The organism is Pedobacter sp. MC2016-15 (assembly GCF_026239695.1).
GTDB lineage: Bacteria > Bacteroidota > Bacteroidia > Sphingobacteriales > Sphingobacteriaceae > Pedobacter.
Genome location: NZ_JAPIVS010000007.1, coordinates 286,603 through 311,360 on the forward strand (window position 1 = coordinate 286,603; position 24,758 = coordinate 311,360).

Consider the following 24,758-nt stretch of genomic DNA (forward strand, 5'->3'; position numbering starts at 1 on the left):
GATGAAGATATTTCTGATTGGTTTTATGGGATGCGGCAAGACAACGCTGGGAAAGAAGTTAGCGAAGAAACAAGGTTTTGAACTCGTAGATCTGGATCATGCCATTGAGCATGCCACAGGAACCACTGTAGCCAATTACTTTGCCACACATGGTGAAGAAGCTTTCAGGAAGCTTGAAAGTGAAACGCTGAAAAATCACCCTTATGCAGAAAACTGTGTGATTGCTACCGGAGGGGGAACGCCATGTTTTTTTGACAATATGGAATGGATGAATGCCAACGGAACAACTGTTTATATTGAGCTTTCTCCGGTATCGCTGGCCAAAAGACTGGAAAAGGGAATGGCTAAACGCCCCCTGCTGCAGAATCTTACAGCAGAAGGAGTGGTAGACTTTATCAGGAACAAGCTGACAGAACGGGGACCATTTTATAAACAGGCGAAAGTTACGCTCAACGGGATGAGCCTTACGGCAGATGGCATCCGTGATGCAGTAAACAACCTGAATCAGGCTGACCTCAGACTTTAATTGTCTTCAGCAGCAAACTGCTCTTCGATAAACTTGATCTGGGTTCTGCCATGAGGTACAGGGTTGCCGTACTCATCCACATTTACAAATACCATTTTGTCGATTGTAAGGATGCTTTTTCTGGTGATCTTGTTACGCACCTCACAAACCATGGTCAGTGATGTATTTCCAAAGGCCACGGCAGTAATACCCATTTCAATGATGTCGCCCTGTTTTGCAGAACTCACAAAGTTGATCTCTGAAATGTATTTTGTAACTACCCTGGGGTTGCCCAATTGTACAATGGCATATATTGCAGCCTCTTCATCTATCCATCTGAGCAAACTGCCTCCAAATAAACTACCGTTTGGATTCAGATCTTCCGGTTTGATCCATTTTCTGGTGTGGAAATTCATAGTATTCTTATTTCCCACAAAAATAAGCCATTATTAGCTCTCGAATCTCACCTTAGCGTAAATAATGTTACAGCTTTCTCCAGGAAGTGTCTGAAGCTTTCTGCAGAATCGCTGAAAAATCTGTTCTTGGAGGAAGATCAAGATAAGGATATGTCACCTTGGACAGGTATAATCCCTGCGGATGGGCAGGAGTGATCAGCACTGGTGTCTGCTTACTGATCAGATGGCCTTCAAATTCATCTACACTAAGTGTTCCTTTGCCGATTTTCAGGAGCTGCCCCATGAGAATCCGGATCATCTTTCCCAGAAATCGGTTGGAGGAGATCTGAAATCTGAGTTTTTCTCCTTTGTCGTCCACCATCAGGCTGGCTGACCGGACGTAACAAAGGGTATGCTCATATTTATCAGGATGGGTACAGAAGGCACGGTAATCCTTATATTTTGGCAATAAGTCTACTGCAGCTTTCATGGCGTCCCAGTTCAGGCCGTCCAGCAGATAGTATGAACTCAAGCCATTCAGAAAAGGGTCTTTGTAGGTGTGCAGGAAATAGTCGTACGACCTTTGTACCGCGTCAAAGCGGGCATGTGGCTGACCTTCCATAGGGATGATATCATACACTGCAATATTCAGGGGAAGCAGCTTGTTCAGCCTGAACATCAGGTCGAAATCCCATGTTTGCTCCAGATCCATATGGAAGAAGAACTGGCTGGCGTGTACCTGGGCATCTGTCCTTCCGCAGCCATTGATGGCTATCTCAGTCTTGAAGATCTGGCTCAGGGATTTCTCTATCACCCCCTGCACGTTCATCACTGCCGCCTGGCGCTGCCATCCATTATATTGCAGGCCGTTGTAGCCTATATGTACAAAGTATCTCAAGGTCTTATCTTCTTCCTGCTCTTTTGTTCAGCTCATCTACCGGGATGGTGATCATTCTGCCGATAGGTTTATTATCCCGATAGGTGATCACACGCATTTGGTTAGCATCTTTAGGTACGGGTACTTTTTCTGTGTATTTAGGATAAAATTTATCAGGGAAAGAGTTGTCAAAGCTGTAATAGATATCCAGCCCGGTAATGTCAGTGATAAGCTCCACCATCACTGTCCTGTCTGCAGCTCTGCTGGCTTTGAAGATAGGATCATAGATGCTTGGGGCATATTTTGTTTCCGCGACATCCATCCGCTTAAAATGCTGTTCCATTTTTGCGATAAAGTTGGTCCAGTTTTTCTTCTCTTTTGGCGACCAGATAGACTCTGCAATGGCATATCCTCTTGGCCAGGTCATGTATTCTGCCTGGCGGATGTTATAGATCTGCTCTGTCCACAAGTTCGCCTGAGCACCCCTGATATATTTGGGGTCTGCTCCTGCAGGAACAGGGTCAAATTCGTAAGCCTTTGGCAGGCGTACGGAGTTATAAACTTTAGGCTCAGTGATTACATCGCCCTGCATCAGGTCGATATATACATTGGTCTGCGGGGCCATGATCACTTCGTGTTTCTGATGTGAGGCCTGGATACCAAACTGGCTGCTTCTCCAGCTCATGATACCGGCACTGGCAGGGATATCACTGTTCATGATCTCATCCCAGCCCATGAATTTCTTGCCTTTGGATTCTACAATCTTTTGCACTCTCTTCTCAAAATAGCCCTGTACCTGGCGCATGTCTTTGAGGCCCTCCCGCTGCATCAGTGCCTTGATGGCGTCACTCTTCTGCCAGAAGTTTTCCGGGGCTTCATCGCCACCCATATGGATATATTCAAAAGGAAACAGTGCCGCTACCTGAGTGATGATGGTATCCAGGAAAGCATAAACTTTTTCATTTGCAGGGCAGAGGGTGTTATCTACCAGGGCGATTGGAGGGGCTCCGCGCGACCAGTCCATAATTTTCTCCCCGGAACGTACTCTGTAATTTGCTGCTCCTGGAGTACATGAAAGTTCCGGATAGGATGCTATAGCAGCAAGGCTGTGTCCGGGAACATCAATTTCGGGCATGATATCCACAAACCTGTCCTTCGCATACTGGATCAGCTCACGCAGGTCATCCTGTGTGAAAAATCCGCCGTAGTTACGTGGTTCATCAGGTCCCGGAGTACTGAAGGTTCCAAATTCCCCTGTCTTTTTCACATTCCAGGCACCTACTTCTGTGAGTTTTGGCAGTCCTTTAATTTCTATTCTCCAGCCTTCGTCATCTGTAAGGTGCAGGTGCAGCAGGTTGTATTTGTAGCGGACCATCGCATCGATGTATTGCTTTACCTCCTGTTTGGTAAAAAAGTGGCGGGCAACATCAAACATCAGGCCTCTCCACGCCAGTCGCGGATAGTCCGTAACCTCTACACATGGTATGGTCCAGTTGATATCTTTAACAAGCTCTTTTGATTCGATCTCTTTTGGGAACAACTGCAGTAAACTCTGCACACCGTAGAATAAACCGGCAGTTTTATTGGCTTTGATCACCACGAGGGTTGGGGTAACGGATATCTGGTAACCTTCATTTCCCAGCTGGGGATTGGCTTTTGAATTTAACATCAGCCGTATGGCAGCAGGGGCAGAGGTATTGGTATATTCTGATACAAATCTTCCGGTTGGGATGGATATTTTCTCTTTCAGGTAATCAACTACGAGTTTCATTTCCGGTGTAGCCAGGATCACCACATTTTCCGGAAGCGTAAAATGACCGCTGGTTTTGAGCAGTGATACAGGTTCGGGGATAATAGCAAATTCAGGAGCCCTGTTTGCAGGTGCCGCAGCGCTATCTGTCACCGATAGATTAGTATTTTCAGATCCCATTTGTTGACTATATGCGTTGGAGTAAAGAAAAAAACAGCATATAAAAGTTACGAATTTATTCATAAAAATAAGAAGGGGTTTTGCCGGAGTGCCTGGTAAAAGGCTGCAATTTAATAAAATGTGAATAAAAATGGGGGCTAATTCTATTTTAACGCATTCAGTACCCTGAAAAGTTTAGGGTTGATGCCACTGCCAGAATAATTGTTGATGTTGATCACGACTACATATTTATTCCCGTTACCGGCAGTGTAATAACCCGCGAATGCTGAGACATCATTGATGGTGCCGCTCTTGATTTTCATACCATTATTGTCGGGCAGGGATTTGTAGAAATCAGCAAACCAATCTTCCTTTTGCGCCTGGAAGAGGATATTGGCCATGGCCGATGTGGTAACCCTGTTGGCTGGTGAAAGGCCGCTACCGTCAATGATATTGAGGGCATTCCTGTCCAGACCTTTGCTTGCCCAGTACGCAATTTCTGTACTTGCGCCATTCCTTGTGGTAGCTTCTTTACCGGATTTCCAGGCGATTGTTTTGAGCAGGTGTTCGGCGTAGAGGTTTACACTTTTTTTATTCAGCCAGAAAACGATCTCCGACAGGGAAGGGGAGCTGATGGTGCTTAATTTTTGCGTGCCTGCCGGCACTTGCTGCTGTACCGCTGCAAGCTGCCTTGCAGATGCTGCGGCAGTACTTACGATGATGCCCGCCCTTTGCAATGTATCCTGCAAACGGAAGGCGGCGTCATAGGCAGGGTCAGGAAGTGCTACGGAGATGCCGCTTTTGCTGATATCCCGGGCCCAGCTTCCCCTCAGATAGGCAATGGTAGCCATAGGTGGCAGAAAGGCATAAGCTCTGTCGCCGGTTCCGGCTGCACCCGCGTCCAGCTCATTGATAATCGTGAGGTAGGGCATTGCCGGTACTGTTTTCAAAACAGATACTGTATTGTTTGCACGGAGTTTAATATCAAACTGGTTTTCGCGCCAGCTCAGTGCCGAAGGTCCGGCGCCAAAATAATTGCCTATATCCTGCCAGGTCCAGCCCTCGGGCGTACTTTGTGTTCCCCAGAGGCGGTCATCACCAATGACTTTACCTTCGATTTTTTTTATGCCTGCTGCTTTGATTGCGGCCACCCACTGGTTTAATACGGCAGCTTCCTTATTCTCATATCTCCAGGAAGCCAGGGTAGGATCTCCTCCACCAGTAATGATGATATCTCCCTTAAGTGTGCCATCCGCTGTAATGATACCGCTGTAGCTCAAGGTTGTCTGATAGCGGAAGTCTTTACCCAGCAGAGAGAAGGCGGTGGCCGAGGTGATGGTTTTTAAGGTAGATGCCGTAGCGAGACCTATATTTTCATTCTTCGCATAGATCTGTTTACCCGTATTTGCATCCAGTACAATGATGGAACTCATGGCATATTTTGCCTGAGGGTCTTCCAGTAAGGTATTAAAAGATTGCGAAAGCCTTTGAGCGGGCCCCTGGGCAAATGTGACAATCGAGGAGAGGGTTAAAAGGAATACGAGTGATCTTTTCAACATATGGATAGGTAATCAAAAAAAATGTGGTTTAAATATAGCAAAGCTATACCTAAACCACATCGGTATCAAAATGATCTTTTTAGATCAGTTCTTTTTGCAATAAGAATTCTGCGATCTGTACCGCATTTGTTGCTGCACCTTTACGCAGGTTATCCGCAACGATCCACATGTTTAATGTATTTGGCATAGACTCATCTCTTCTGATACGTCCGACAAACACTTCATCTTTTTCATGTGCATCTTTTGGCATTGGGTACTTCAGGTTATCAATGTCGTCTTCCAGGATAATTCCAGGAGTTTTTGCCATTAAGTCTTTTACATCAGCCACATCAAAATCATTTTCAAACTCGATGTTTACTGACTCTGAGTGACCGCCCATTACCGGGATACGTACTGTAGTAGCTGTTACACGAATGCTCTCGTCGCCCATAATCTTACGGGTTTCCTTGATCATTTTCATCTCTTCTTTAGTGTATCCATTAGCTTCGAAAACATCGATCTGCGGGATTACGTTAAGGTCGATCTGATATGGGTAGGCCATAGCACCGTCAGTAATACCCTGACGTTCATTCATCATTTGCTCTACTGCTTTTACACCAGTACCGGTAACAGACTGGTAAGTAGAAACAACTACACGTTTGATTCTGTATTTATCATGTAATGGTTTTAAGGCCACTACCATTTGAATAGTTGAACAGTTTGGATTGGCAATGATCTTATCATCGATTGATAATTCATAGGCATTTACTTCAGGTACGATCAGTTTCTTCGATGGATCCATACGCCATGCGGATGAATTGTCGATTACTGTTGTACCAGCTTCTGCAAAAAGTGGAGCATACTTCAATGAAGTGCTGCCTCCGGCAGAAAATAAAGCAACATCCGGTTTCATGGCAATTGCAGTTTCCATGTTAACAACCTTGAACGGCTTACCCTTAAAAGTGATTTCTTTACCTACACTTTTTTCTGATGCAACCGGGATTAATTCGGTCAGAGGGAAATTACGTTCTTCCAGTACTTTTAACATTACAGTGCCTACTAAACCTGTGGCACCTACAACTGCGATTTTCATGTTTTTATTTATTTGATTTTAAGTGGTTATGAAAATGTCACCAACTTTTGGGTTGATGACATCTACATTCAAATATGGGAAAAACTTTCTTCATATTCAGCATCTAGTTGATACTGTATTTTATAAAACGTTTTTCTTTACATAATCAGCACTTTGTTTGATGCTTTTATAAGGGTCCATAGAGAAGTTTTCCTGCTCTACAATCAGGTGTTGTAAACCTGCCAGTTTTGCACTTTTGTAAAGCGTTTTGAAATCGATTGTTCCTGTTCCCACTTCAGTGTTGATCGTGTTATCAACTTTGTCCATGTCTTTCACATGCCACATTGGGAAACGTCCAGGGTTTGCAGTAAATAGTTTTACCGGATCATTGCCAGATCTTACTACCCAGTACAAGTCCATTTCAAATTGCACCAGGTTTGGATCAGTACCTTTTAACAGCAGGTCATAACCTGTAGTTTCACCAATCTTAACGAATTCAAAGTTATGGTTATGGTAAGCAAGTTTAAGTCCGGCGGCTTTGCAAAGTACAGCAGCCTCATTTAATTTATCTGCAACGGCTTTCCAGTCGCTCTCAGTTTTTCTCAGTCCGTCACCCAGGTAAGGAACAGTGATGTAAGTACTGCCGATGGTATTTGCTGCAGCGATATAACTCTTCAGTTCTTCCTGGTTTCCGTCAGCGATGAACTTATCCATTCCATAATGCCCGCTTGGTGCTGTAAGCCCGTTTTCAGTAAGCAAAGCTTTGAAAGCTTTAGGGTCTAATCCCCAGTAGCCATCTTTTGCAGAATAACCGTAGGTTTCTACTTCTTTATAACCTGCTTTTGCTACGTTAGCGATGGTTGCTTTTACATCTTTAGGTAATTCAGCCCTTAAAGAATATAATTGCAGACCCACTGTTTTAGCCGGAGCGGCGAAAGCACATGATGGTGCGATGGCTACGCCTGCTGCGGCGATACCAGCCATTTTTAGGAAATCTCTTCTCGTATTCATAGTTAATTTAGTTTATTGGTCACAAATTGTAATTGCCTTTCTCAGGGATGCCAGGGCGTCTTTCTGTTTAGGAATAAACTCCTGGGCGATATACCCTTTGAAGCCTGTTGCCAGGATGGCTTTAATAATCGCAGGATAGTACAATTCCTGTGTTTCATCAATTTCATTCCTTCCCGGTACTCCTCCGGTATGGTAATGAGCAATGTATGGATGATAGGTCTGGATGGTTCTGATCACATCACCTTCATCCAGCTGCATATGATAGATATCATACAGCAATTTGAAGTTCTCAGAACCTAATCTTTTAGCCAGTTCGGCACCCCAGGCAGTATGATCACACTGATAATCCTTGTGATTAACTTTGCTGTTCAGCAGTTCCATTACCAGAACCACACCGTGTTTCTCTGCCAGTGGCATCAATTGTTTCAGGCCTTCAACGCAGTTTTTTAAACCCGTTTCATCATCTTTTCCACGGCGGTTACCGCTAAAGCAGATGAGGTTTTTATAGCCTGCAGCAGCAACCAGAGGAATCATTTTTGTATAGTTGTCAATCAGCTTTGGATGAAAGGCAGGGTCATTGAAGCCATCAACCAGATTGATCTCCGCGCCATTACACATCGAAGAATACAAACCGTATTTTTTCAATGTCGGCCATTCGGAAGGTCCTACAAGGTCTATAGCTTTTAAGCCCATTTCCTTGCCTGCGGCACAAAGGGCATCCAGTTCAATTTTATCGTAACACCAGCGGCATGCCGAATGGTTGACGTTGCCTTTTAACTTTGGTGGAGCGGTAGTTGTTTCTTTTTCCATAGCAAGTGCCGGCACAGCCACTGAAGCACCCAGTACTGCGGTGCCAGTGATCATCGTTTTTAACATTTTTCTGCGGCTTTGTTCAGTTCCCATGATTAAGCGTGGTTAAGTTGAGACTCCGGTGCAGTTTTTTTGTCAGTGAAGAATACTGAGAACAGCAGGAACACGACCAGTGCGATTCCCGCAGGGATGATCCACACCATTTTCCAGTCTACAGATCCGTCTGCCAGTTTATAACTGTCAGTAATCATACCTGCAACTTCAAATCCAATCAGCATTCCAACACCATAGGTAGCCAGGGTGATTAAACCCTGTGCAGCACTTTTGTATTTATCACCAGCTCTTGAGTTGGTATAGATCTGTCCTGATACAAAGAAGAAATCGTAACAAACACCATGCAGCGCGATACCGATGATCAGCATGAAACTCAGTTCGCCGGCATTTCCGTAGGCAAATAGCGCATAACGGATAGCCCAGGCGATCATACCCACCAATATCGTGACCTTGAATCCGAAACGTTTAAAGAACACCGGGATCATCAGCAGAAAGAGTGCCTCAGACACCTGTCCGATGGCCATCTTGCCCGTAGGACCGGCTACACCAATGCTCGAAAGGAAAGGGTGAGCATTCTGGTAGTAGAATGCCAGAGGGATACAGATCAAAATTGCAGATACAAAGAAAACCGCAAAGTTTTTATCCTTTAGCAAGCTCAATGCGTCCAGGCCGAGGATGTCAGAAATTTTAACCTTCTCGTCTTTTGATACTTTTGGCGGTGTTTTTGGAAGCGCAAAGCTGAATAATCCCAAAATTGCTGAAGCAACACCTGCCATGGCAAAAGTATTTTTCAGTAAACCTGAGCTTAATCCTTCAACAGAATCCCACAGGAACACATAGCTGATGAACAATCCTGCTACGATCCAGCCTATGGTACCCCAGAACCTGATGTTTGCAAACTCCTTCTCCGCATCCTGCATCTGATTAAATGCTACAGAGTTTACCAGTGCAAGGGTAGGCATGAAGAGGATCATGTAACCCAGTACATAGGGATAAAAGGCATCCACGTTGGTAGAAGTGTACATCTGATACATCAGAATTGCTCCCACAATGTGTAATACGCCCAGAATTCTCTCCGCGTTAAAGAACCTGTCGGCCACCAGGCCGATGATAAAAGGAGCTATGATGGCCCCCCAGGACTGGGTAGAGAATACAGCTGCTGTTTGTGAACCTGTAGCAGACAGGTTTTTTTCTAAAAATGTACCCAGGGTAACGAACCATGAGCCCCAGATAAAAAACTCCAGGAACATCATCAACGATAACTTGACGCGGGTATTTACATTCATCATATTTGGTTAAAGGGTTTAAAGTTCTTTGATCAGGATATTGCGGTACCATACTTCGTTGCCATGGTCCTGCAGGGAAATTTTTCCTGACGTGAATGTACCAAAGTCTGGCCATGTTGCAAATTTACTGCCTGCAATCAGCGCTTTCCAGTTGTCGTCGAACTGTGTAGTCGTTACCACTGTCACACCGTTTAACTTGATTTCCAGTGTGCCTTTGTTGCTGATGATCTCCGCAGTATTCCATTCGCCAACAGGCTTTACCGGCTCAGAACTGCTTTTTACCAGATCATACAGATCACCCGCACGGTGTTTGTTGATTTTTCCGTCCGGATGTCCGTCGTTGTCAATAACCTGTACTTCAGGTCCCGTAGAGTAAGTCTGATGATATTTCGCAGCATCTTCCTTGATATGGAATAAAATTCCGCTGTTTGCACCCGGAGCAACTTTCCAGTCAACCTTCAGGTGGAAGTTTCCATATTCCTTGTTGGTTACCAGGTCACCTGCATCTTCTTTTTTTCCGGTTGGCACCAGGTGTAAAGCACCACCTTCAACCTTCCATGCCTGTCCGGCCAGGTTTCTGCCATAAGTATGCCATCCCGTAGTAGTTTTACCATCAAAAAGGGAAACGAATCCCTTTTCTTTTTTCTGTGCATTACTGTTGCTGCTGATCATTACTGTAAGCAGCAATGCTGCAGATATCTTATATAGGTTCATAGTTTTTCTTGTTTACATGCCGAGAGTCCATCCTTTGCGGTACTCTCTTTTTACATACTGGTTAACATCATCGAAGTTGGTCACTTTCATATTGTCATTATCCCATAACAGCTGAATATTTCTGCCCGGATAAGAAATTTTGCCATCGGCAGATGTTCTCTGTACATCATTACCACGGATTGCCAGGTTAGCCATCAGCAGCGCCTCAGTCAGCGGTCCGGCAATTTCGAAAGGAGAACTCACTTCTTTTTTGCCGTACCCTGCGATACAAGCTTCTACCCATTGCGCATAGTGACCATTGGCTCCGCCGGGAACACGTGCAAATTTCTCTGGAACTTTGATATCCTTGTTGCGGCTCAAAGGCAGCAGGCGAGGGTTGGCACTGTAAGTACTGCTCATCATTTTACCTTTGGTACCGATAAACAGGGTACCATTACCACCATCACCAAAAACCTCGTTTGCTTCCAGTTCTTCAGGACGTGTAGGCTGAATACCACCATCCATCCAGTGTAATGTTACTTCGCCCTGTGTTTTTGCAGTTTTAGGGAAAGTCAGCGTAACATGGCTCGACGGAGGACAGCTTTCAGGGAAATATCCGCGTTTAAATTCATCAACATATACAGAACCTACACTGGCCTGTACGTTGGTAGCATATTTTAATCCAAGCACACTAAACGGAGCTTCGATCAGGTGACAACCCATATCTCCGAGGGCACCGGTTCCGTAGTCCCACCAGCCTCTCCAGTTGAAAGGAACCAGCTTATCTACAAACTCTTTATACGGCGCATTATTCAGCCACAGATCCCAGTCGAGTGTTGCCGGAATTTCAGCTTTGTTGGCCGACCATGGAATACCCTGAGGCCATACCGGACGGTCTGTCCATGCATATACAGTATGTACATCGCCAATTAGTCCGGCATCATACCATTCCTTCATCTGGCGCGGTCCATCATTGGATGCACCCTGGTTTCCCATTTGGGTAACCACTTTATATTTCTTTGCTGCCTCGGTTAATTTCCGGGCTTCGTAAATGTCATGAGTAAGCGGTTTTTGTACGTATACGTGTTTGCCCAGCTGCATTGCCGCCACCGTTATCATCGCATGACTATGGTCTGGCGTAGAGATACTAACCGCATCAAAATTTTTATGTTCTTTATCGAGCATTTCCCGCCAGTCCTTATGGAACTTAGCTTTCGGGAAACTTTTTACCGTTGCGGCAGCCCTTTTGGTGTCTACATCACAAAGAAATCCAATATCTGCCTTACCGCTTTTATGAAAAGCAGTAATATCACCAGCACCTTTTCCACCTACACCTACTCCCGCTATCACCAAGCGATCGCTTGGAGCTGTAAAACCTTTCCCGCCCAATACGTGACGAGGGAAAATCATAAATGATGCACCTGCAATTGCAGTATTTTTCAAAAATGCGCGTCTTCCGGCCGCATTTACTTCCTTATTTGTTTTCTCCATTAGATAAAAATATTTGGTTAGACAGAGATGTCTGATTTTTGATTTTTACTTTTTGAGTGACAATATCCAGGTCACCATTAATTTAGCATCGTCCTTGCTCAGGTTCGGATGCGGCGTCATTGGCAGGTCTCCCCATGTACCTTTGCTTCCGGCAATGACTACATCTGCCAGATGGCTGATATTTTCATCATTCGAAGGGTATTTCGCTGCGATATCTACATATGCAGGGCCAATTACTTTCTGATCTTTGTTGTGACATCCCACACAGTCCTGCATGGCGATCAATTTTTCTCCGGGAAGTTTCTCTCCGCTTGCTTCTGCAGCCGGAGTAGTGGTGCTGCTTTCTGTAGTTGTCGTAGTTGATTTCGTCTTGATCGTCTCCTCAGTCTTCTCGCCACCTCCGCATGATGCTAAGGTTAAGCCCAGGCAGCCCAGGATAAGTAATGTTGTGTGTTTCATTCTTTTTGTGTGCTAATTATTATATACCTAAAATTTGTCGGTTGAAAGCCTCATCAGCGCCAGTAGCGGCGAAGTCGTCAAAGGCCCTCTCTGTAACCGGGATAATATGTTTTTTAATAAACTCAACGCCTTCACGTGCACCAGTTTCGGAATCCTTGATGCAGCATTCCCATTCCATCACGGCCCAGCCTTTGAAGTCATACTGGGCAAGTTTACTAAATATAGTTTTAAAATCAACCTGTCCATCGCCCGGCGAGCGGTAGCGGCCGGCACGGTTTGCCCAGCTCTGGTATCCGCCAAATGTTCCCTGTCTGCCGGTAGCATTAAACTCTGCATCTTTTACATGGAAAGCCTTAATGCGTTCATGGTAAAAGTCAATATACTGGATGTAATCCAGCTGTTGTAATACAAAGTGTGAAGGATCATACAATAAGCATGCCCTTGGGTGATTATTTACTTTTTCAAGGAACATTTCATAGGTAATACCATCAAAAAGGTCCTCTCCCGGGTGGATTTCATAACAAACGTCCACACCACATTCATCAAATTCATTGAGGATAGGCAACCAGCGGCGTGCCAGTTCCTTAAATCCGTCGTCTACCAAACCTTCAGGGCGTTGCGGCCATGGATGGAACATATGCCATAACAGCGACCCGCTGAAGGTAGCATGTGCGTTTAAGCCCAGGTTTTGGGAAGCTTTTGCGGCATACTTAAGTTGCTGCACTGCCCATTCTGTACGTGCTGAAGGGTTATTTCTGAGGTTTGCCGGAGCAAAGCCGTCAAATGCTTTATCAAATGCCGGGTTTACTGCTACCAGCTGACCCTGAATATGCGTAGATAGTTCAGTGATTTCCAGTCCGTAACCTTCGATCTGACCTCTGAGGTCGTCTGCATAGGTTTTACTTTCTGCAGCTTTCTGCAAATCGATAAACCTGTCATCTAACGTAGGCATCTGAATACCTTTAAAACCCAGGTCTGCCGCCCATTTACAGATGCCTTCGAGTGAATTGAAAGGTTCTTCTTCTCTGATAAACTGCGCTAAAAATACTGCTGGTCCTTTAAGTGTTGTCATCTTTTTATATTTTGAAATCGTGCCATTTCTGGTCCGACTGGCTTGATGCCACTACATTTTCAATAAACGCCATTCCTCTGACACCTTCTGCCGCACCCGGGAAATCCAGCATTTCTGCTGTTGGTGTTTCGCCGGCCAGCCCGGCCTGCAGGGTAGCTGCGAAATTACGGTAGAGGTTGGCAAAAGCTTCGAGGTATCCTTCGGGATGTCCTGAAGGAGTACGTGCATTGTATTGTGCTACATTGGATAGGTAGCCCTGTCCGGTACGGTAGATCTGGCTTGGTGCATCCAGCCATTTCACTTTCAGTGTATTGGGTTCTTCCTGGTGCCATTCCAGTGAGCCTTTTTCGCCATACACCTTGATTTTAAGTGCATTTTCTTCACCCGCAGCAATCTGCGAAGCTACGAGCACACCGTTGGCGCCATTGTTAAACTTCAGCAAAACGTTGCCGTCATCATCCAGCGGGCGGCCTTCAACCACAATATTCAGGTCTGCACAGATCTTGCTGATCTCCAGTCCTGAAATGTATTCTGCCAGTTGGGCTGCATGCGTGCCAATGTCTCCCATACAGCCACTGATCCCACTTTTTGAAGGGTCAGTTCTCCAGGCAGACTGTTTATTGCCATCGCGTTCTGAAGGAAGACTCAGCCATCCCTGTGGATATTCTACCAGCACCTTGCGGATTTTTCCGAAAGCACCTTCCTTTACCATCTGTCTGGCCTGTTTAACCATTGGATAGCCCGAATACGTATAGGTAAGACACAGGGTTAACCCTGTGTCTTTTACTTTTGCTTCCAGTTTTTTTGCTTCATCCAGGGTAAGGGTCATCGGTTTGTCGATCACCACATGGAAACCATGTTCCAGTGCGAGCATTGCCGGGGCAAAATGCGCGAAGTTTGGAGTCACGATCGTAACGAAATGCATCCTTGTTTCAGCTGGCAGGAGACTCTCTTTTTCGATCATCTCCTGATAGCTTCCATAGTTCCTGTCAGGTGCTAAAAACAATAATTCGCCAGACTCTTTTGCAGTTTCGGGATTAGAGCTCAGGGCTCCGCAAACCAATTCTATCTGTCCGTCAATATTTGCAGCAATCCGGTGTACAGCGCCAATAAAGGCGTTTTTTCCTCCACCGATCATGCCCATTCTGATCTTTCCTGCTGCCATTAAAGATTTCCTTTTTTAAGTTCAGATACAGCGTAGTCTGCTGCTCTTGCGGTTAATGCCATAAATGTAAGTGAAGGGTTCTGACATGCGATTGAAGGCATACATGATCCGTCAGTTACAAAAACGTTTTTCACTTCGTGCATCTGGTTCCATTTATTCAGGACAGATGTTTTCGGATCAGCACCCATACGAGCTGTTCCCTGTTCGTGGATAGCCATACCAGGTGAAGAACCATTGTCGAAAGTGGTTATGTTTTTCAATCCTGCGGCTTCCAGCATTTCTGCTGCATCGTTCATCATGTCTAGACGCATTTTTTGCTCATTGCCTTTGAACTCGCAGTCGATTGCCAGAACAGGCATTCCCCATTTGTCTTTTTTGGTTTTATCGATGTAAACCCTGTTGTCGTGGTATGGAAGAGACTCTCCGAATCCACCAAGTCCCATTGACCACACGCCTGGCTGGGTCATCTTATCTTTATATTCACCACCGAAAGCAAGCTCGGCTACATCTTTATGCCATCCTGTACGACTTGCACCGCCCTGATAACCGAAGCCACGCAGGTAATCACGTTTTTCACCGTTCATGTTCTGGTACCTTGGAATGTAAATTCCGTTAGCCCTTCTTCCGTAGGTATATTTATCTTCAAAACCTTCAGCTTCTCCATTGGCACCGCAACGGAAATGGTGGTCCATCAGGTTATGACCCAGCTCACCGCTGCCATTACCCAAACCGTTAGGATGTTCATCTGAAGTAGAGTTTAACAGGATGAAAGTACTGCCTAAGGTAGATCCGTTTACGAAAACGATCTTGGCAAAAAACTCTATGTTCTCGTTGGTTTCTGAGTCAATCACTCGTACACCTTTAGCTTTCTGTGTTTCTTTGTCGTAGATGATAGATTCTACGAGTGAGAAAGGACGTAGGGTAAGGTTTCCTGTAGCTACTGCAGCCGGCAGGGTAGAAGATTGTGTGCTGAAGTAAGCGCCGAAAGGACATCCTCTGCTACACAGGTTACGGTACTGGCAGCTGCCACGTCCGCCATGAGGAACAGTCAGGTTGGCTGTACGGCCAATCGTCATGATACGTGACTTTTTCCAGTGTGCTTCAATACGTGATTTCACAGATTTTTCTACGCAGTTCATTTCCATAGGAGGGAGGAACTGTCCGTCTGGCAATGCAGGCCAGTTTTCTACTGTTCCGCTGATCCCTGCAAAGCGCTCTACATAGTCGTACCACTTTTCAAGGTCCTTGTATCTGATCGGCCAGTCGTTTCCATGACCATCTTTTTTATTGTCTTCAAAGTTCAGGTCACTGAAGCGGTAGCTCTGACGGCCCCACATCAGTGATTTACCACCTACGTGGAAACCACGGTACCAGTCAAAACGTTTTACCTCAGTATAAGGACATTCAAGGTCATTTACCCAGAAGCTTTCATTGGCTTCCTGGTAAGGATAATCCCTGATCTGTACCGGGTGAGTTCTTTTTTGTTCTTCTGTCAGCAATCCACGGTGTTCGAACTCCCATGGTTTTTTCATTGCTGTAGTATAGTCTTTGATATGCTCTACGTTTCTGCCGCGTTCGAGCAGTAAAACTTTAAGACCTTTTTCTGTTAATTCCTTTGCTGCCCATCCGCCGCTAATGCCGGATCCAACAACAATGGCATCATATGTATTTTGTGCAGTTGCTTTTGTATTTAAATTCATTGCTTGTTGTGCTAATAGATTATGAATAAACTCTCTGACCAGGTTTCAGGTCTACGCAGCCATCGTAACGGCCCGGGATCTGTACATACTCAAGAGCCTGCGTAGCGCCGATCTCCGAAGTCCAGTAACCCAGCAGCGTTAAATCACGCGCAATGGCGAAGAAATAAGGAGTGCTTTTTGCATACCTGTCTGGTCCTGCCATAGGTTTTTCCAGTTTAAGATTCGGGCCGGAAGGTTTCTTCGCAGCTTCAGCTTTCTGTGCGGCAAGGGTTTCGTCGCGTAATTTTCCGAGAAGCTGCTCACGCTCTTTCACAGAAATTTTCAGGAACGACTTGTCGAACTCTTTTTTTGAACGGTCTTCAAGGTCTTCAAGGCCTTTAACAAATGCCTTTTGGGCATCTTCAGGATAACATTCCATGATCATTTTTGAAATGAACGGTCCTACGCCGGCCGCTTTGGCACCGGGAGTTTTCGTTGTAGGAATGATTACATCCGCTATTTCAGTGATGATCAGGTTCTGGTCTTCAGAAAACAGATTGGATCCTTTGTTAGCCGATGGTGAAGCACAGCCTTCAAGGAATACGCCGATTGTAGTTGCAGATAGTGCGCCTCCCATCAAAAAAGCCACACTTCTTACTGCCTCTCTTCTATTCATTTGATTTAAATTTGGTTTCGTTATGTTATGTTTATGTGCTATTGGACAGTCCAAATTAAGTAAAACATGTGACAAAGTGTAATATTAACACACTAATATAATGCTTTTGTTACTCAGGCTGCCTGGGGGTAAATTTGATTCATCCGCCAGTTGATGAAGATAAATATAATTAATAACATTTTTATTCAGGTTTGTTTCGTTTTTCTACCTTTGCCGAAATCCATCTTTTAATGAGCGAAAAAATTGTAGTTTTAGGATCTAACGGCCAGATCGGTACGGAGTTGGTAACGGCCCTGCGAAAAACTTATGGAGAGGACAATGTGATCGCATGCGATATCCGCCGTCCTGATTATGACATCAAAAATTCAGGCCCTTTTGAATTTGTGAATGTTCTTGAAAAGGAAACTTTAAATAAGATCTTCGCGAAGTATAAGCCGACGCAGGTTTATCTGCTGGCTGCCTTATTATCGGCCACCGGAGAACAGAACCCGCAGCTGGCCTGGGACCTGAATATGAACGGATTGCTGAATATTCTTGATCTTGCTATCATTTACAAAACGGCAAAGGTTTACTGGCCGAGTTCTATTGCGGTCTTTGGGCCAAATTCCCCAAAAGATCAGACAGAACAATTTTGTGTGATGGACCCCAATACTGTTTATGGAATTAGTAAATTAGCGGGCGAAAGGTGGTGTGAGTATTACCATCAGAAATATGGCCTGGATGTGCGCAGCATACGTTATCCGGGACTGATCAGCTGGAAGGCTGCTCCGGGTGGAGGCACTACGGATTATGCCATTCATATTTTTCATGATGCATTGAAAAAAGGTAGCTATGCATCTTTTCTGTCTGCGGAAACAGAATTGCCGATGATGTATATGGATGATGCCATCCGTGGTACCATTGAACTGATGGATGCTCCTTCAGCGCAGATCAGCATCCGGTCGAGCTATAATTTCGCAGGGGTAAGCTTTACACCTGAAGTACTGGCCGCAGAGATCAGGAACCATATTCCGGATTTCAAGCTGACTTACACGGCGAATGACCCGCGTCAGCAGATTGCTGCAAGCTGGCCACGTTCCATTGACGATCAGTTTGCCACGCGCGACTGGGGCTGGAAGCCTGAATTTGACCTGGCGAAACTGACATCGGATATGTTTAATAATTTAAAAAAATCATAGGGTAAGCCCTCAATAATTATACAATGGGAAGAGCATTTGAGTTCAGAAAAGAAAGAAAATTTAAACGTTGGGCTAAGATGGCCGTACAATTTACCCGTATAGGAAAGGAAATTGTAATGGCTGTTAAAGATGCAGGCCCAAACCCGGAGACCAACTCACGTCTGCGTACTGCCATCCAAAACTCGAAGGCAGTAAATATGCCGAAACATACAGTAGACGCTGCAATTAAAAGAGCTTCAAATAAGGATGAAAACGGATATGAAGAGCATGTTTATGAAGGATATGCACAACATGGTGTGGCTATCCTGATTGAAACTGCAACAGATAATACCAACAGGACGGTTGCCAACGTACGCAGCTATTTCAGTAAAACCGGTGGATCTTTGGGTAAAACAGGTTCCCTGGATTTTATCTTCAACCGTAAATCGATCTTCAGGTTTGTGCCTGGTGAAAAAGATATGGAAGAACTGGAGTTTGAACTGATCGATGCCGGTCTGGAAGAACTTTACCTGGAAGCTGATGAGGACGGAAATGAGATTGCAGTAGTTCAGACTGCCTTTGAAGATTTTGGAAAGATGCAGAAAGCGCTGGAAGATATGGGCTTTGAAATGAAAAGCGCAAAGCTGGAGCGTATCTCGCTTTCCACTACTGATGTCACGGAGGAGCAGGCAGCAGATGTGCTGAAGCTGATCGATAAGCTGGATGAGGATGATGATGTCCTTGCTGTATATCACAACATGACCGAATAATACAGATGGTGGGGCTAAAGCCCCACCATTATTTTTTTAGGCTATGGCCAAACAACCATGGCAGTAATTCCGGTTCTGCCAGTGCAAGATCCCAGCTGTTATGGTTAGCATCGGGATAATAGCTAAACTTTACTTCTTTACCTTTAATCTTCAGCTGGTTGCTGATTGCCATTGAAAATTCAGGGTTCACAATATCATCTTTGCCTCCGTGGAATATCCACAGTGGCACCTGTTTATACTTTCTGACGTTTGCTATATGGTCACCTCCGCAAATGGCAAAAGCCGCGGCAAAGGTTTTTGGTTTGCGCCGTAATACTTCGTAGGTGCCCATGCCACCCATAGATAACCCGCCGATATAGATCTGGTTATGGTCCGCATAAGGTTTCTCCAGAAAATTATCAATCATACCCAACAGTGCGCTCATTGACTTTGTAGGCTTCCCGTTCTTCTGGAATGTGAAAGTTCTTTTTCCGGCAGTATCTGTTGTGATGTTCACATTAGACCAGTAACTGTCTTCAGGACATTGGGGGAAAATGACGATGGCAGGAAATTTTGCCCGCACATCTTCCTGTAAAAAAAGCTTGCCGCCATTACTCAGCTGTTTTTCATTATCACTTCCGCGCTCACCACGGCCATGCAGGAAAAATACTACAGGATATTTCTTTTGCGGGTCAAATGCTTCAGGAAATAAAATCCTGTATTGGAGGGTATCTTTAGTGCTGATGAAACTGCCTTTATCAAATTTTGTAAAGTCCTGTGCAATGAGCTTTGCGCTGCAAAAAATTAGGAGTGTACACAGGAGCATTTTGTAATACTTCATAGGCCCAAAAATAGAAAACCCGCTTGAATTTAAGCGGGTTTTAACAAATTATAACATTTAGATTATGCTAGTTATTTCTTAGCATTTATTTTGAAAAACTGAATTTTGCAGTGTTTACATCCCTTGAATTGGAACCTATAAACACATTGAAATCTCCAGGTTCAGCAGCAAACTTCAGGTCTGCATTATAAAACTTCAGCATTTCTTCAGTGATGCTGAAAGTGATATGTTTGGTTTCTCCTTTTTTGAAGAAGATCTTCTGAAAACCTTTGAGCTCTTTCACTGGTCTTGTGATGGAACCATAGATATCCTGAATATACAGTTGCACTACTTCCTGACCATCATAGTTGCCGGTATTCTGCACATCCACGGAAACCTGGATTGGCTGACCCGCTTTAACCACGCTTTTGTTCAAAGTAAGAGCTGAATATTTGAAGTTGGTATAACTCAGTCCATATCCAAAAGGATATAATGGATCGTTGGAACTGTCGATATAACGCGATTTGTATTTTTCATTGGAAAGGCCATCATACGGGCGGCCGGTATTTTTGTGGTTATAGTAAATCGGCACCTGACCTACATTTCTTGGGAATGTTGCCGTCAGCTTGCCGGCCGGGTTATAGTTACCCACAAGAATATCTGCAATGGCATTTCCTGCTTCAGTTCCGCCAAACCAGGTTTCAAGAATAGCTGTAACATTGGCATCTTCCCATTCCAGGGTGAGGGGACGGCTATTCATCAGTACCAGGACTACAGGTTTTCCTGTAGCAGTAATGGCTTTCAGTAATGCTTTCTGGTTAGGCAAAAGATCGAGGTTGGTTCTGCTGGTAGCTTCGCCGCCCATCAGTGCACTTTCACCTAAAACTACGACCGCGATATCTGACTTGTTGGCGGCAGAAACAGCTTCAGCAATCAGTTTGTCGGCTGGTTTTTCATCGGCCACAATATCGGCACCATTGGCATTGATCTGCTTTAAGATTGCCGGATCATCCACCAGGTTAACACCTTTAGCATAAGTAACATCCAGATCAGGAGCAGCATTTTTCAGTCCTTCCATTACACCGATCGCCTGTTTCCAGTCGCCCGCAGCACTCCAGTTACCAATCATATTGCGTTTGTCATCAGCCAGAGGGCCAATCAAAGCGATCTTTGCTTTTTTATTCAAGGGTAATACCTGATTCTCATTTTTCAGCAATACCATTGATGCCTCAGCGATAGATTTGGCATCAGCCCTGTTTTTTTGCGAAAGGATCTCTGTTTTGGCGAGTTCCTCGTTTACATATTTGTAAGGGTCCGCGAAAAGACCCAGTTTATATTTTGCTTCCAGCATTCTGCGGCAGGCCAGATCAATGGTCTGCATACTGATCGTTTTTTCCTGCAGGGATTGTTTCAGGGTGGTCAGGAATCCTTCACCTACCATGTCCATATCAGTACCTGCTGCCAGAGCTTTGGCACTCACTGTTTTAAGGTCGCCCAAACCGTGCGGAACAAGTTCGTTCACGCCCGTATAGTCACTCACCACAAAACCTTTGAATCCCCAGCTTTTGCGGAGCAGATCTGTTAACAACCATCTGTTTGCGGTAGCCGGAGTACCATTAATTTCATTGAATGAGGCCATTACAGATGCAGCACCTGCATCTACAGCTGCTTTGTATGGTGGCAGGTATTCATTGTACATTTTGATCAGACTCATGTCTGTGGTATTGTAATCTCTTCCTGCTTCAGCAGCACCATATAGCGCAAAGTGTTTGATACAGGCCAGAATCGCATCTTTATTGGAAAGGCTGTTGGTCTGGTATCCCTGCACCATGGCAACGCCGATGAGTGAGCCCAGGTAAGGATCTTCACCGGAACCTTCAGCAATTCTTCCCCAGCGCGGGTCTCTGGAAATATCTACCATTGGTGAGAAAGTCCAGTTTAAGCCATCGGCACTGGCTTCTCTTGCGGCAATACGGGCACTTTTTTTGATCAGGTCCAGATCCCAGCTGGTGCTTAAACCGAGTGGAATAGGGAAGATGGTCTTATGTCCGTGGATCACATCATAACCAAACAGCAGGGGGATCTTTAAACGGGATTTTGTCATCACCAGTTTCTGCAATTTCTCCACTGCCTGTGGGGTAAAGGTGTTGAAGACGCCGCCTACCAATCCTTTTTCAATCTTTTCAGGTACTCCCTCACTTAACACCGGACCTGTAACGTCGAAGCCTACAGCGGGCAGGTTAAGTTGTCCGATCTTTTCATCCACAGTCATTTTTGACATGAGGTTCGTAATGAAGGTATTCATTTTCTGATCGGCTGCTGGTACAGTCTTTTTCTGTTGTGCGGATACGGTATTCGCCAGAAAGACAACTGCCAGAAAAAATAGGGAATTAGCTCTTTTCATATATTGTGTGTTAGAATTATTTAGTGGAATTACTTTCTATGCCCAGTTTATCGAGACCTTTCTTTATGTCGGGGTTGCTCATAAACAGTTTCCATAACAGACCACTGCGGTAGTTTTCTATCATGCAGATGATCGGGCCCTGATCAATTGCCAGGTGGGATTTTGCATACCAGTTATGCTGTTCGCTGAAACCGTCTACAAAGCCATATTCGCTCCAGATTTTATCACCGAGGTCGAAATAGAAATGTTTGAGGGCCTTCATGGAGTATTCAGGAGTATAAGGGAAAGCGGAAAGGGCAGCTGTCGGGCTGATTACCCCCAGGTCTTCTGTTGGGGAGTGCGCAGCATATCCCTGCCAGCTGTCACTCGCTGTAAGGCCCCAGCTATTTTCGCCATAACCTTTGTGTTTTTTTGGATTCTCCACGCAGTAGGCGCGGTTGATCAGGGTATGGTTTTTATTCTGTTCAAAGTAATCAGCATAACGGTCTTTTAAACCGCGCGGGTCTAAGCCGAGGAAGGAATAATGGGAGAAGAACAGCGGTCCGCCGAAATCAAAACCCAGCGGCAGGGTGATACCCTGGAACTTTTTACCATTGAAGAAGGTATTGCTATTTGCCCATCCATCATCGTATACACGTTTATTGATGGGGAATTTTGGTGAGGACGCTGCCATCACATAGGTGACGAAACACTCATTCCAGCCTTTGAGCTGATGGTTCATGCTCCAGCCGTTGTTTGGACTCCAGTGCCAGTACAGCACATTCTGCTGTTGTGTAAACCAGTTCCATTCGATGCCTTCCCACATCCACAGAATCTTATTTCGGATATCATTTTCAACAGGATTATCTGCTGTATAATACTGACGTGCCGTAAGCAGTCCCTGGAAAAGGAAGGACGTTTCCACAAGGTCAGCTCCATCGTCTTTAGGACTGAAGCGGATTACTTTGCCCGTCTCTCCATTCAGCCAGTGTGGAAATGCACCATGAAACATATCGGCTTTCCAGAGGAAGTCAACAATTTTTTTTGTGCGTGCAGCAGCCTGCTGACGGGTGATGAACTTACGCTCTGAAGCTACAATAGTTGCCATTACGCCAAAGCCTGTACCACCGGTTGTTACTACTTCGTTACCATAGTCGAACGACCTGTTGCTTCGCTCACGGGCCATGCCGCTTACCGGATGACCAAAGTCCCAGAAGTAGCGGAAAGTTTGTTTTTGTACCAGGTCGAGCAGCTGCTCATCGCTGAGGTTCTTTTGAATCTTTAGCTGTGGAGTTATACGGTCTGTATTCTTTGTCTGTGCTACTGACTGCTGCCCTTTAAAGCAAGCGCTGAAGGTAAGCACTGTGGTCAGAAAGCATAAATATAATCTTTGTTTCAGCATAATAATGGTTTAAAAAAAGGCTGCCGGCCAAGACCGGCAACCTTAATATGATCTGGTTAGATAGGGAATTAGTAACCTGGATTTTGTGTGAGCAGTCCGCCGCTCAGGTCGATTTCTGTCTGAGGTAACGGCCATATTTCGTTTCTGCCGGCTCTCCATCCTTTGGGGCCGAACACTGCTGCGCCGCGTCCCTGACGGATCACATCAAAATAACGGTCAAACTCCATTGCGAATTCTGATCTTCTCTCACGGTAGATGGCCGTGCGTATAGCTCCCTGATCTGTGGTAGTTACCGCAGGCAAGATAGCAGTATTACCCTGCCGTGCTCTTGCGCGTACTCTTTCAAGAGAAGAGAGTGCCTGTGTAGTATTTCCCAGTTCATTCGCCGCTTCGGCATTCATCAGCAATGCATCTGAAAAACGCAGGATACGTACATTTTGCTGTGCACCTTCGTTAAAGCCGTTTACGAACAGGCTGAAAGGAACATATGATTTCTGGTTATACATCGGATTGTCGCCAGAAGCATCAATCACATCACCCTGTGGTGTAGTTTCACCTCTGAAGATGATGGTAGCATCTCTTCTTGGATCTCCGGTTTCAAATGATGCTGCAAGATCAGCCGTAGGGACATTGAAGCCCCAACCTCCGCCTCTCGCGCCGCGGACACCCTGAACCTGTGAATACTGTGAGTTTGAAGCCTCAGGATTTCCCGGAACCAATGCACACTGGATTTCAAAGATAGATTCAGTACTGTTTTCATTCGGAAGCCTGAAAACCGATTCGAAGCTAGGCAGCAAACTATAGCTCATGCCCATTACCGAATTCGTATATGTTAACACATCGTTCCATTTTTTCAGGTACATAGCAACCTTAGCATGCATCGTTAAGGCTGCACCTTTTGTTGCTCTGCCCAGACCCGTAGAAGGATAACTTACCGGCAGCGCTTCTGCAGCTTCTGTCAGATCTTTTTCGATCTGTGCATACACCTGTGTCGCATCAGTCCTTGGAATATTATACTCCGAAGCATCCTTCGGTACGGTCAGGCGTAATGGAACGGCACCAAAGGCACGTACCAGTCTGAAATAAGACCAGGCACGTACAAACTTGGCTTCTGCGAGATATTGTGCTTTAAGCGCTGCATCCATAGTGATTGCCGGTACATTGTCTAGCACCTGATTGCAATAATTGATGTTACGGTATTGTCCGTTCCAGAAACCACCGATGTTTCCCTGATTAGGGTCGATAGTAAATGTATCGAAATCGAGGAAGAAGCTACCGTCACTTGGGCTACTTCCTTTTTCTGCGTCATCAGAACCCATGCTTTCAATGGCAACTGCCGGAAAGCCTGTATTTTCCCATGAACGCAGGTTTCCGTAGATCGCGTTGACACCTTTATTGGCATCATCAGCCGTTCTCCAGAAAACCTCACTTTGTTGTTGTCCCTGCTGCGGAACATTAAGAAATTCCTTTTTACAGGAAGGGAATAGAGATGCAGCAATTAAGATACCTGCACCCAAAACCGATTTTGAATATATTTTATTACTTAGTTTCATGT

At 45.2% G+C, this 24,758-nt stretch carries 22 protein-coding genes; 3 read left to right on the forward strand and 19 right to left on the reverse strand.

From position 1 onward, the window contains the following. Nucleotide 1 precedes the first annotated feature (1 nt). Nucleotides 2-526 (forward strand): shikimate kinase, encoded by a 525-nt coding sequence (locus OQY15_RS19875; RefSeq protein WP_265793719.1) that lies wholly within the window; start codon nt 2-4, stop codon nt 524-526. Here OQY15_RS19875 and OQY15_RS19880 read toward each other — a convergent pair. The 15 genes from OQY15_RS19880 to OQY15_RS19950 all read right to left on the reverse strand — a co-directional run bounded on the left by OQY15_RS19880 (nt 523) and on the right by OQY15_RS19950 (nt 16,692). Beyond that, entirely contained in the window at nt 523-921 is a 399-nt protein-coding gene (locus OQY15_RS19880; RefSeq protein WP_265793676.1) for a hotdog domain-containing protein, read from the reverse strand. The genes OQY15_RS19875 and OQY15_RS19880 overlap by 4 nt on opposite strands. Before the next feature lie 67 nt (nt 922-988). Continuing rightward, nucleotides 989-1,798 carry a tRNA pseudouridine synthase A gene (locus OQY15_RS19885; protein WP_265793677.1) on the reverse strand — a complete coding sequence of 270 codons (810 nt, stop codon included), beginning with the start codon at nt 1,796-1,798 and terminating at the stop codon, nt 989-991. A 4-nt stretch (nt 1,799-1,802) separates the two neighbouring features. After that, the gene (locus OQY15_RS19890) at nt 1,803-3,707 is read right to left on the reverse strand and encodes a family 20 glycosylhydrolase (RefSeq protein ID WP_265793679.1); all 1,905 of its coding nucleotides are present in this window, start codon (nt 3,705-3,707) and stop codon (nt 1,803-1,805) included. Nucleotides 3,708-3,850: 143 nt separating this feature from the next. Continuing rightward, nucleotides 3,851-5,245, reverse strand: a complete 1,395-nt coding sequence (gene dacB, locus OQY15_RS19895) for a D-alanyl-D-alanine carboxypeptidase/D-alanyl-D-alanine-endopeptidase (RefSeq protein ID WP_265793681.1) — start codon at nt 5,243-5,245, stop codon at nt 3,851-3,853. Between the two features lie 79 nt (nt 5,246-5,324). Next, nucleotides 5,325-6,317: an aspartate-semialdehyde dehydrogenase gene (locus OQY15_RS19900; protein WP_265793682.1), complete on the reverse strand. Its 993-nt coding sequence runs from the start codon at nt 6,315-6,317 to the stop codon at nt 5,325-5,327. Nucleotides 6,318-6,437: 120 nt separating this feature from the next. Next, a complete protein-coding gene (locus tag OQY15_RS19905; protein WP_265793683.1) occupies nt 6,438-7,307 on the reverse strand; it encodes a sugar phosphate isomerase/epimerase in 870 nt (289 codons plus the stop codon). Nucleotides 7,308-7,319: 12 nt separating this feature from the next. Continuing rightward, on the reverse strand, nt 7,320-8,210 hold the full coding sequence (locus tag OQY15_RS19910; protein ID WP_265793685.1) for a TIM barrel protein: 891 nt from the start codon (nt 8,208-8,210) through the stop codon (nt 7,320-7,322). A gap of 2 nt (nt 8,211-8,212) precedes the next feature. Further along, on the reverse strand, nt 8,213-9,457 hold the full coding sequence (locus OQY15_RS19915) for a nucleoside permease (RefSeq protein WP_265793721.1): 1,245 nt from the start codon (nt 9,455-9,457) through the stop codon (nt 8,213-8,215). Nucleotides 9,458-9,475: 18 nt separating this feature from the next. Beyond that, nucleotides 9,476-10,171: a DUF1080 domain-containing protein gene (locus tag OQY15_RS19920; protein ID WP_265793686.1), complete on the reverse strand. Its 696-nt coding sequence runs from the start codon at nt 10,169-10,171 to the stop codon at nt 9,476-9,478. 12 nt (nt 10,172-10,183) lie between these two features. Continuing rightward, the gene (locus OQY15_RS19925; protein WP_265793688.1) at nt 10,184-11,641 is read right to left on the reverse strand and encodes a Gfo/Idh/MocA family oxidoreductase; all 1,458 of its coding nucleotides are present in this window, start codon (nt 11,639-11,641) and stop codon (nt 10,184-10,186) included. A gap of 45 nt (nt 11,642-11,686) precedes the next feature. Beyond that, nucleotides 11,687-12,100 carry a c-type cytochrome gene (locus tag OQY15_RS19930; RefSeq protein WP_265793689.1) on the reverse strand — a complete coding sequence of 138 codons (414 nt, stop codon included), beginning with the start codon at nt 12,098-12,100 and terminating at the stop codon, nt 11,687-11,689. 19 nt (nt 12,101-12,119) lie between these two features. After that, nucleotides 12,120-13,172: a sugar phosphate isomerase/epimerase gene (locus OQY15_RS19935; RefSeq protein WP_265793691.1), complete on the reverse strand. Its 1,053-nt coding sequence runs from the start codon at nt 13,170-13,172 to the stop codon at nt 12,120-12,122. A gap of 4 nt (nt 13,173-13,176) precedes the next feature. Further along, on the reverse strand, nt 13,177-14,337 hold the full coding sequence (locus tag OQY15_RS19940) for a Gfo/Idh/MocA family oxidoreductase (protein WP_265793692.1): 1,161 nt from the start codon (nt 14,335-14,337) through the stop codon (nt 13,177-13,179). Then, nucleotides 14,337-16,037 (reverse strand): GMC family oxidoreductase, encoded by a 1,701-nt coding sequence (locus tag OQY15_RS19945; RefSeq protein ID WP_265793693.1) that lies wholly within the window; start codon nt 16,035-16,037, stop codon nt 14,337-14,339. The genes OQY15_RS19940 and OQY15_RS19945 overlap by 1 nt, the downstream gene beginning before the upstream one ends. Before the next feature lie 19 nt (nt 16,038-16,056). Further along, nucleotides 16,057-16,692, reverse strand: coding sequence for a gluconate 2-dehydrogenase subunit 3 family protein (locus OQY15_RS19950; protein ID WP_265793694.1), 636 nt, complete (start codon nt 16,690-16,692; stop codon nt 16,057-16,059). Nucleotides 16,693-16,922: 230 nt separating this feature from the next. Between OQY15_RS19950 and OQY15_RS19955 the strand changes: the two genes are divergently transcribed. Beyond that, nucleotides 16,923-17,870, forward strand: a complete 948-nt coding sequence (locus tag OQY15_RS19955; protein ID WP_265793698.1) for an NAD-dependent epimerase/dehydratase family protein — start codon at nt 16,923-16,925, stop codon at nt 17,868-17,870. 23 nt (nt 17,871-17,893) lie between these two features. Further along, a complete protein-coding gene (locus OQY15_RS19960) occupies nt 17,894-18,619 on the forward strand; it encodes a YebC/PmpR family DNA-binding transcriptional regulator (RefSeq protein WP_265793699.1) in 726 nt (241 codons plus the stop codon). A gap of 28 nt (nt 18,620-18,647) precedes the next feature. Here the strand turns inward: OQY15_RS19960 and OQY15_RS19965 are convergent, their stop codons facing one another. From OQY15_RS19965 to OQY15_RS19980, 4 genes are all read right to left on the reverse strand, one after another. Continuing rightward, the gene (locus OQY15_RS19965) at nt 18,648-19,439 is read right to left on the reverse strand and encodes a prolyl oligopeptidase family serine peptidase (RefSeq protein ID WP_265793700.1); all 792 of its coding nucleotides are present in this window, start codon (nt 19,437-19,439) and stop codon (nt 18,648-18,650) included. 85 nt (nt 19,440-19,524) lie between these two features. Next, nucleotides 19,525-21,822 (reverse strand): beta-glucosidase BglX, encoded by a 2,298-nt coding sequence (bglX, locus tag OQY15_RS19970; protein WP_265793702.1) that lies wholly within the window; start codon nt 21,820-21,822, stop codon nt 19,525-19,527. Between the two features lie 16 nt (nt 21,823-21,838). Further along, nucleotides 21,839-23,203, reverse strand: a complete 1,365-nt coding sequence (locus OQY15_RS19975) for a glucoamylase family protein (RefSeq protein ID WP_265793704.1) — start codon at nt 23,201-23,203, stop codon at nt 21,839-21,841. Between the two features lie 68 nt (nt 23,204-23,271). Continuing rightward, a complete protein-coding gene (locus tag OQY15_RS19980; protein ID WP_265793706.1) occupies nt 23,272-24,756 on the reverse strand; it encodes a RagB/SusD family nutrient uptake outer membrane protein in 1,485 nt (494 codons plus the stop codon). Between the last annotated feature and the right edge of the window lie 2 nt (nt 24,757-24,758).

What these genes read in the sequence shown, in the direction of transcription:
- OQY15_RS19875 (WP_265793719.1), top strand. Translation starts at nt 2, where the DNA reads ATGAAGATATTTCTGATTGGTTTTATGGGATGCGGCAAGACAACGCTG.
- OQY15_RS19880 (WP_265793676.1), bottom strand. Translation starts at nt 921, where the DNA reads ATGAATTTCCACACCAGAAAATGGATCAAACCGGAAGATCTGAATCCA.
- OQY15_RS19890 (WP_265793679.1), bottom strand. Translation starts at nt 3,707, where the DNA reads ATGGGATCTGAAAATACTAATCTATCGGTGACAGATAGCGCTGCGGCA.
- dacB (WP_265793681.1), bottom strand. Translation starts at nt 5,245, where the DNA reads ATGTTGAAAAGATCACTCGTATTCCTTTTAACCCTCTCCTCGATTGTC.
- OQY15_RS19900 (WP_265793682.1), bottom strand. Translation starts at nt 6,317, where the DNA reads ATGAAAATCGCAGTTGTAGGTGCCACAGGTTTAGTAGGCACTGTAATG.
- OQY15_RS19905 (WP_265793683.1), bottom strand. Translation starts at nt 7,307, where the DNA reads ATGAATACGAGAAGAGATTTCCTAAAAATGGCTGGTATCGCCGCAGCA.
- OQY15_RS19910 (WP_265793685.1), bottom strand. Translation starts at nt 8,210, where the DNA reads ATGGGAACTGAACAAAGCCGCAGAAAAATGTTAAAAACGATGATCACT.
- OQY15_RS19915 (WP_265793721.1), bottom strand. Translation starts at nt 9,457, where the DNA reads ATGAATGTAAATACCCGCGTCAAGTTATCGTTGATGATGTTCCTGGAG.
- OQY15_RS19920 (WP_265793686.1), bottom strand. Translation starts at nt 10,171, where the DNA reads ATGAACCTATATAAGATATCTGCAGCATTGCTGCTTACAGTAATGATC.
- OQY15_RS19925 (WP_265793688.1), bottom strand. Translation starts at nt 11,641, where the DNA reads ATGGAGAAAACAAATAAGGAAGTAAATGCGGCCGGAAGACGCGCATTT.
- OQY15_RS19930 (WP_265793689.1), bottom strand. Translation starts at nt 12,100, where the DNA reads ATGAAACACACAACATTACTTATCCTGGGCTGCCTGGGCTTAACCTTA.
- OQY15_RS19935 (WP_265793691.1), bottom strand. Translation starts at nt 13,172, where the DNA reads ATGACAACACTTAAAGGACCAGCAGTATTTTTAGCGCAGTTTATCAGA.
- OQY15_RS19940 (WP_265793692.1), bottom strand. Translation starts at nt 14,337, where the DNA reads ATGGCAGCAGGAAAGATCAGAATGGGCATGATCGGTGGAGGAAAAAAC.
- OQY15_RS19945 (WP_265793693.1), bottom strand. Translation starts at nt 16,037, where the DNA reads ATGAATTTAAATACAAAAGCAACTGCACAAAATACATATGATGCCATT.
- OQY15_RS19950 (WP_265793694.1), bottom strand. Translation starts at nt 16,692, where the DNA reads ATGAATAGAAGAGAGGCAGTAAGAAGTGTGGCTTTTTTGATGGGAGGC.
- OQY15_RS19955 (WP_265793698.1), top strand. Translation starts at nt 16,923, where the DNA reads ATGAGCGAAAAAATTGTAGTTTTAGGATCTAACGGCCAGATCGGTACG.
- OQY15_RS19960 (WP_265793699.1), top strand. Translation starts at nt 17,894, where the DNA reads ATGGGAAGAGCATTTGAGTTCAGAAAAGAAAGAAAATTTAAACGTTGG.
- OQY15_RS19965 (WP_265793700.1), bottom strand. Translation starts at nt 19,439, where the DNA reads ATGAAGTATTACAAAATGCTCCTGTGTACACTCCTAATTTTTTGCAGC.
- bglX (WP_265793702.1), bottom strand. Translation starts at nt 21,822, where the DNA reads ATGAAAAGAGCTAATTCCCTATTTTTTCTGGCAGTTGTCTTTCTGGCG.
- OQY15_RS19975 (WP_265793704.1), bottom strand. Translation starts at nt 23,203, where the DNA reads ATGCTGAAACAAAGATTATATTTATGCTTTCTGACCACAGTGCTTACC.
- OQY15_RS19980 (WP_265793706.1), bottom strand. Translation starts at nt 24,756, where the DNA reads ATGAAACTAAGTAATAAAATATATTCAAAATCGGTTTTGGGTGCAGGT.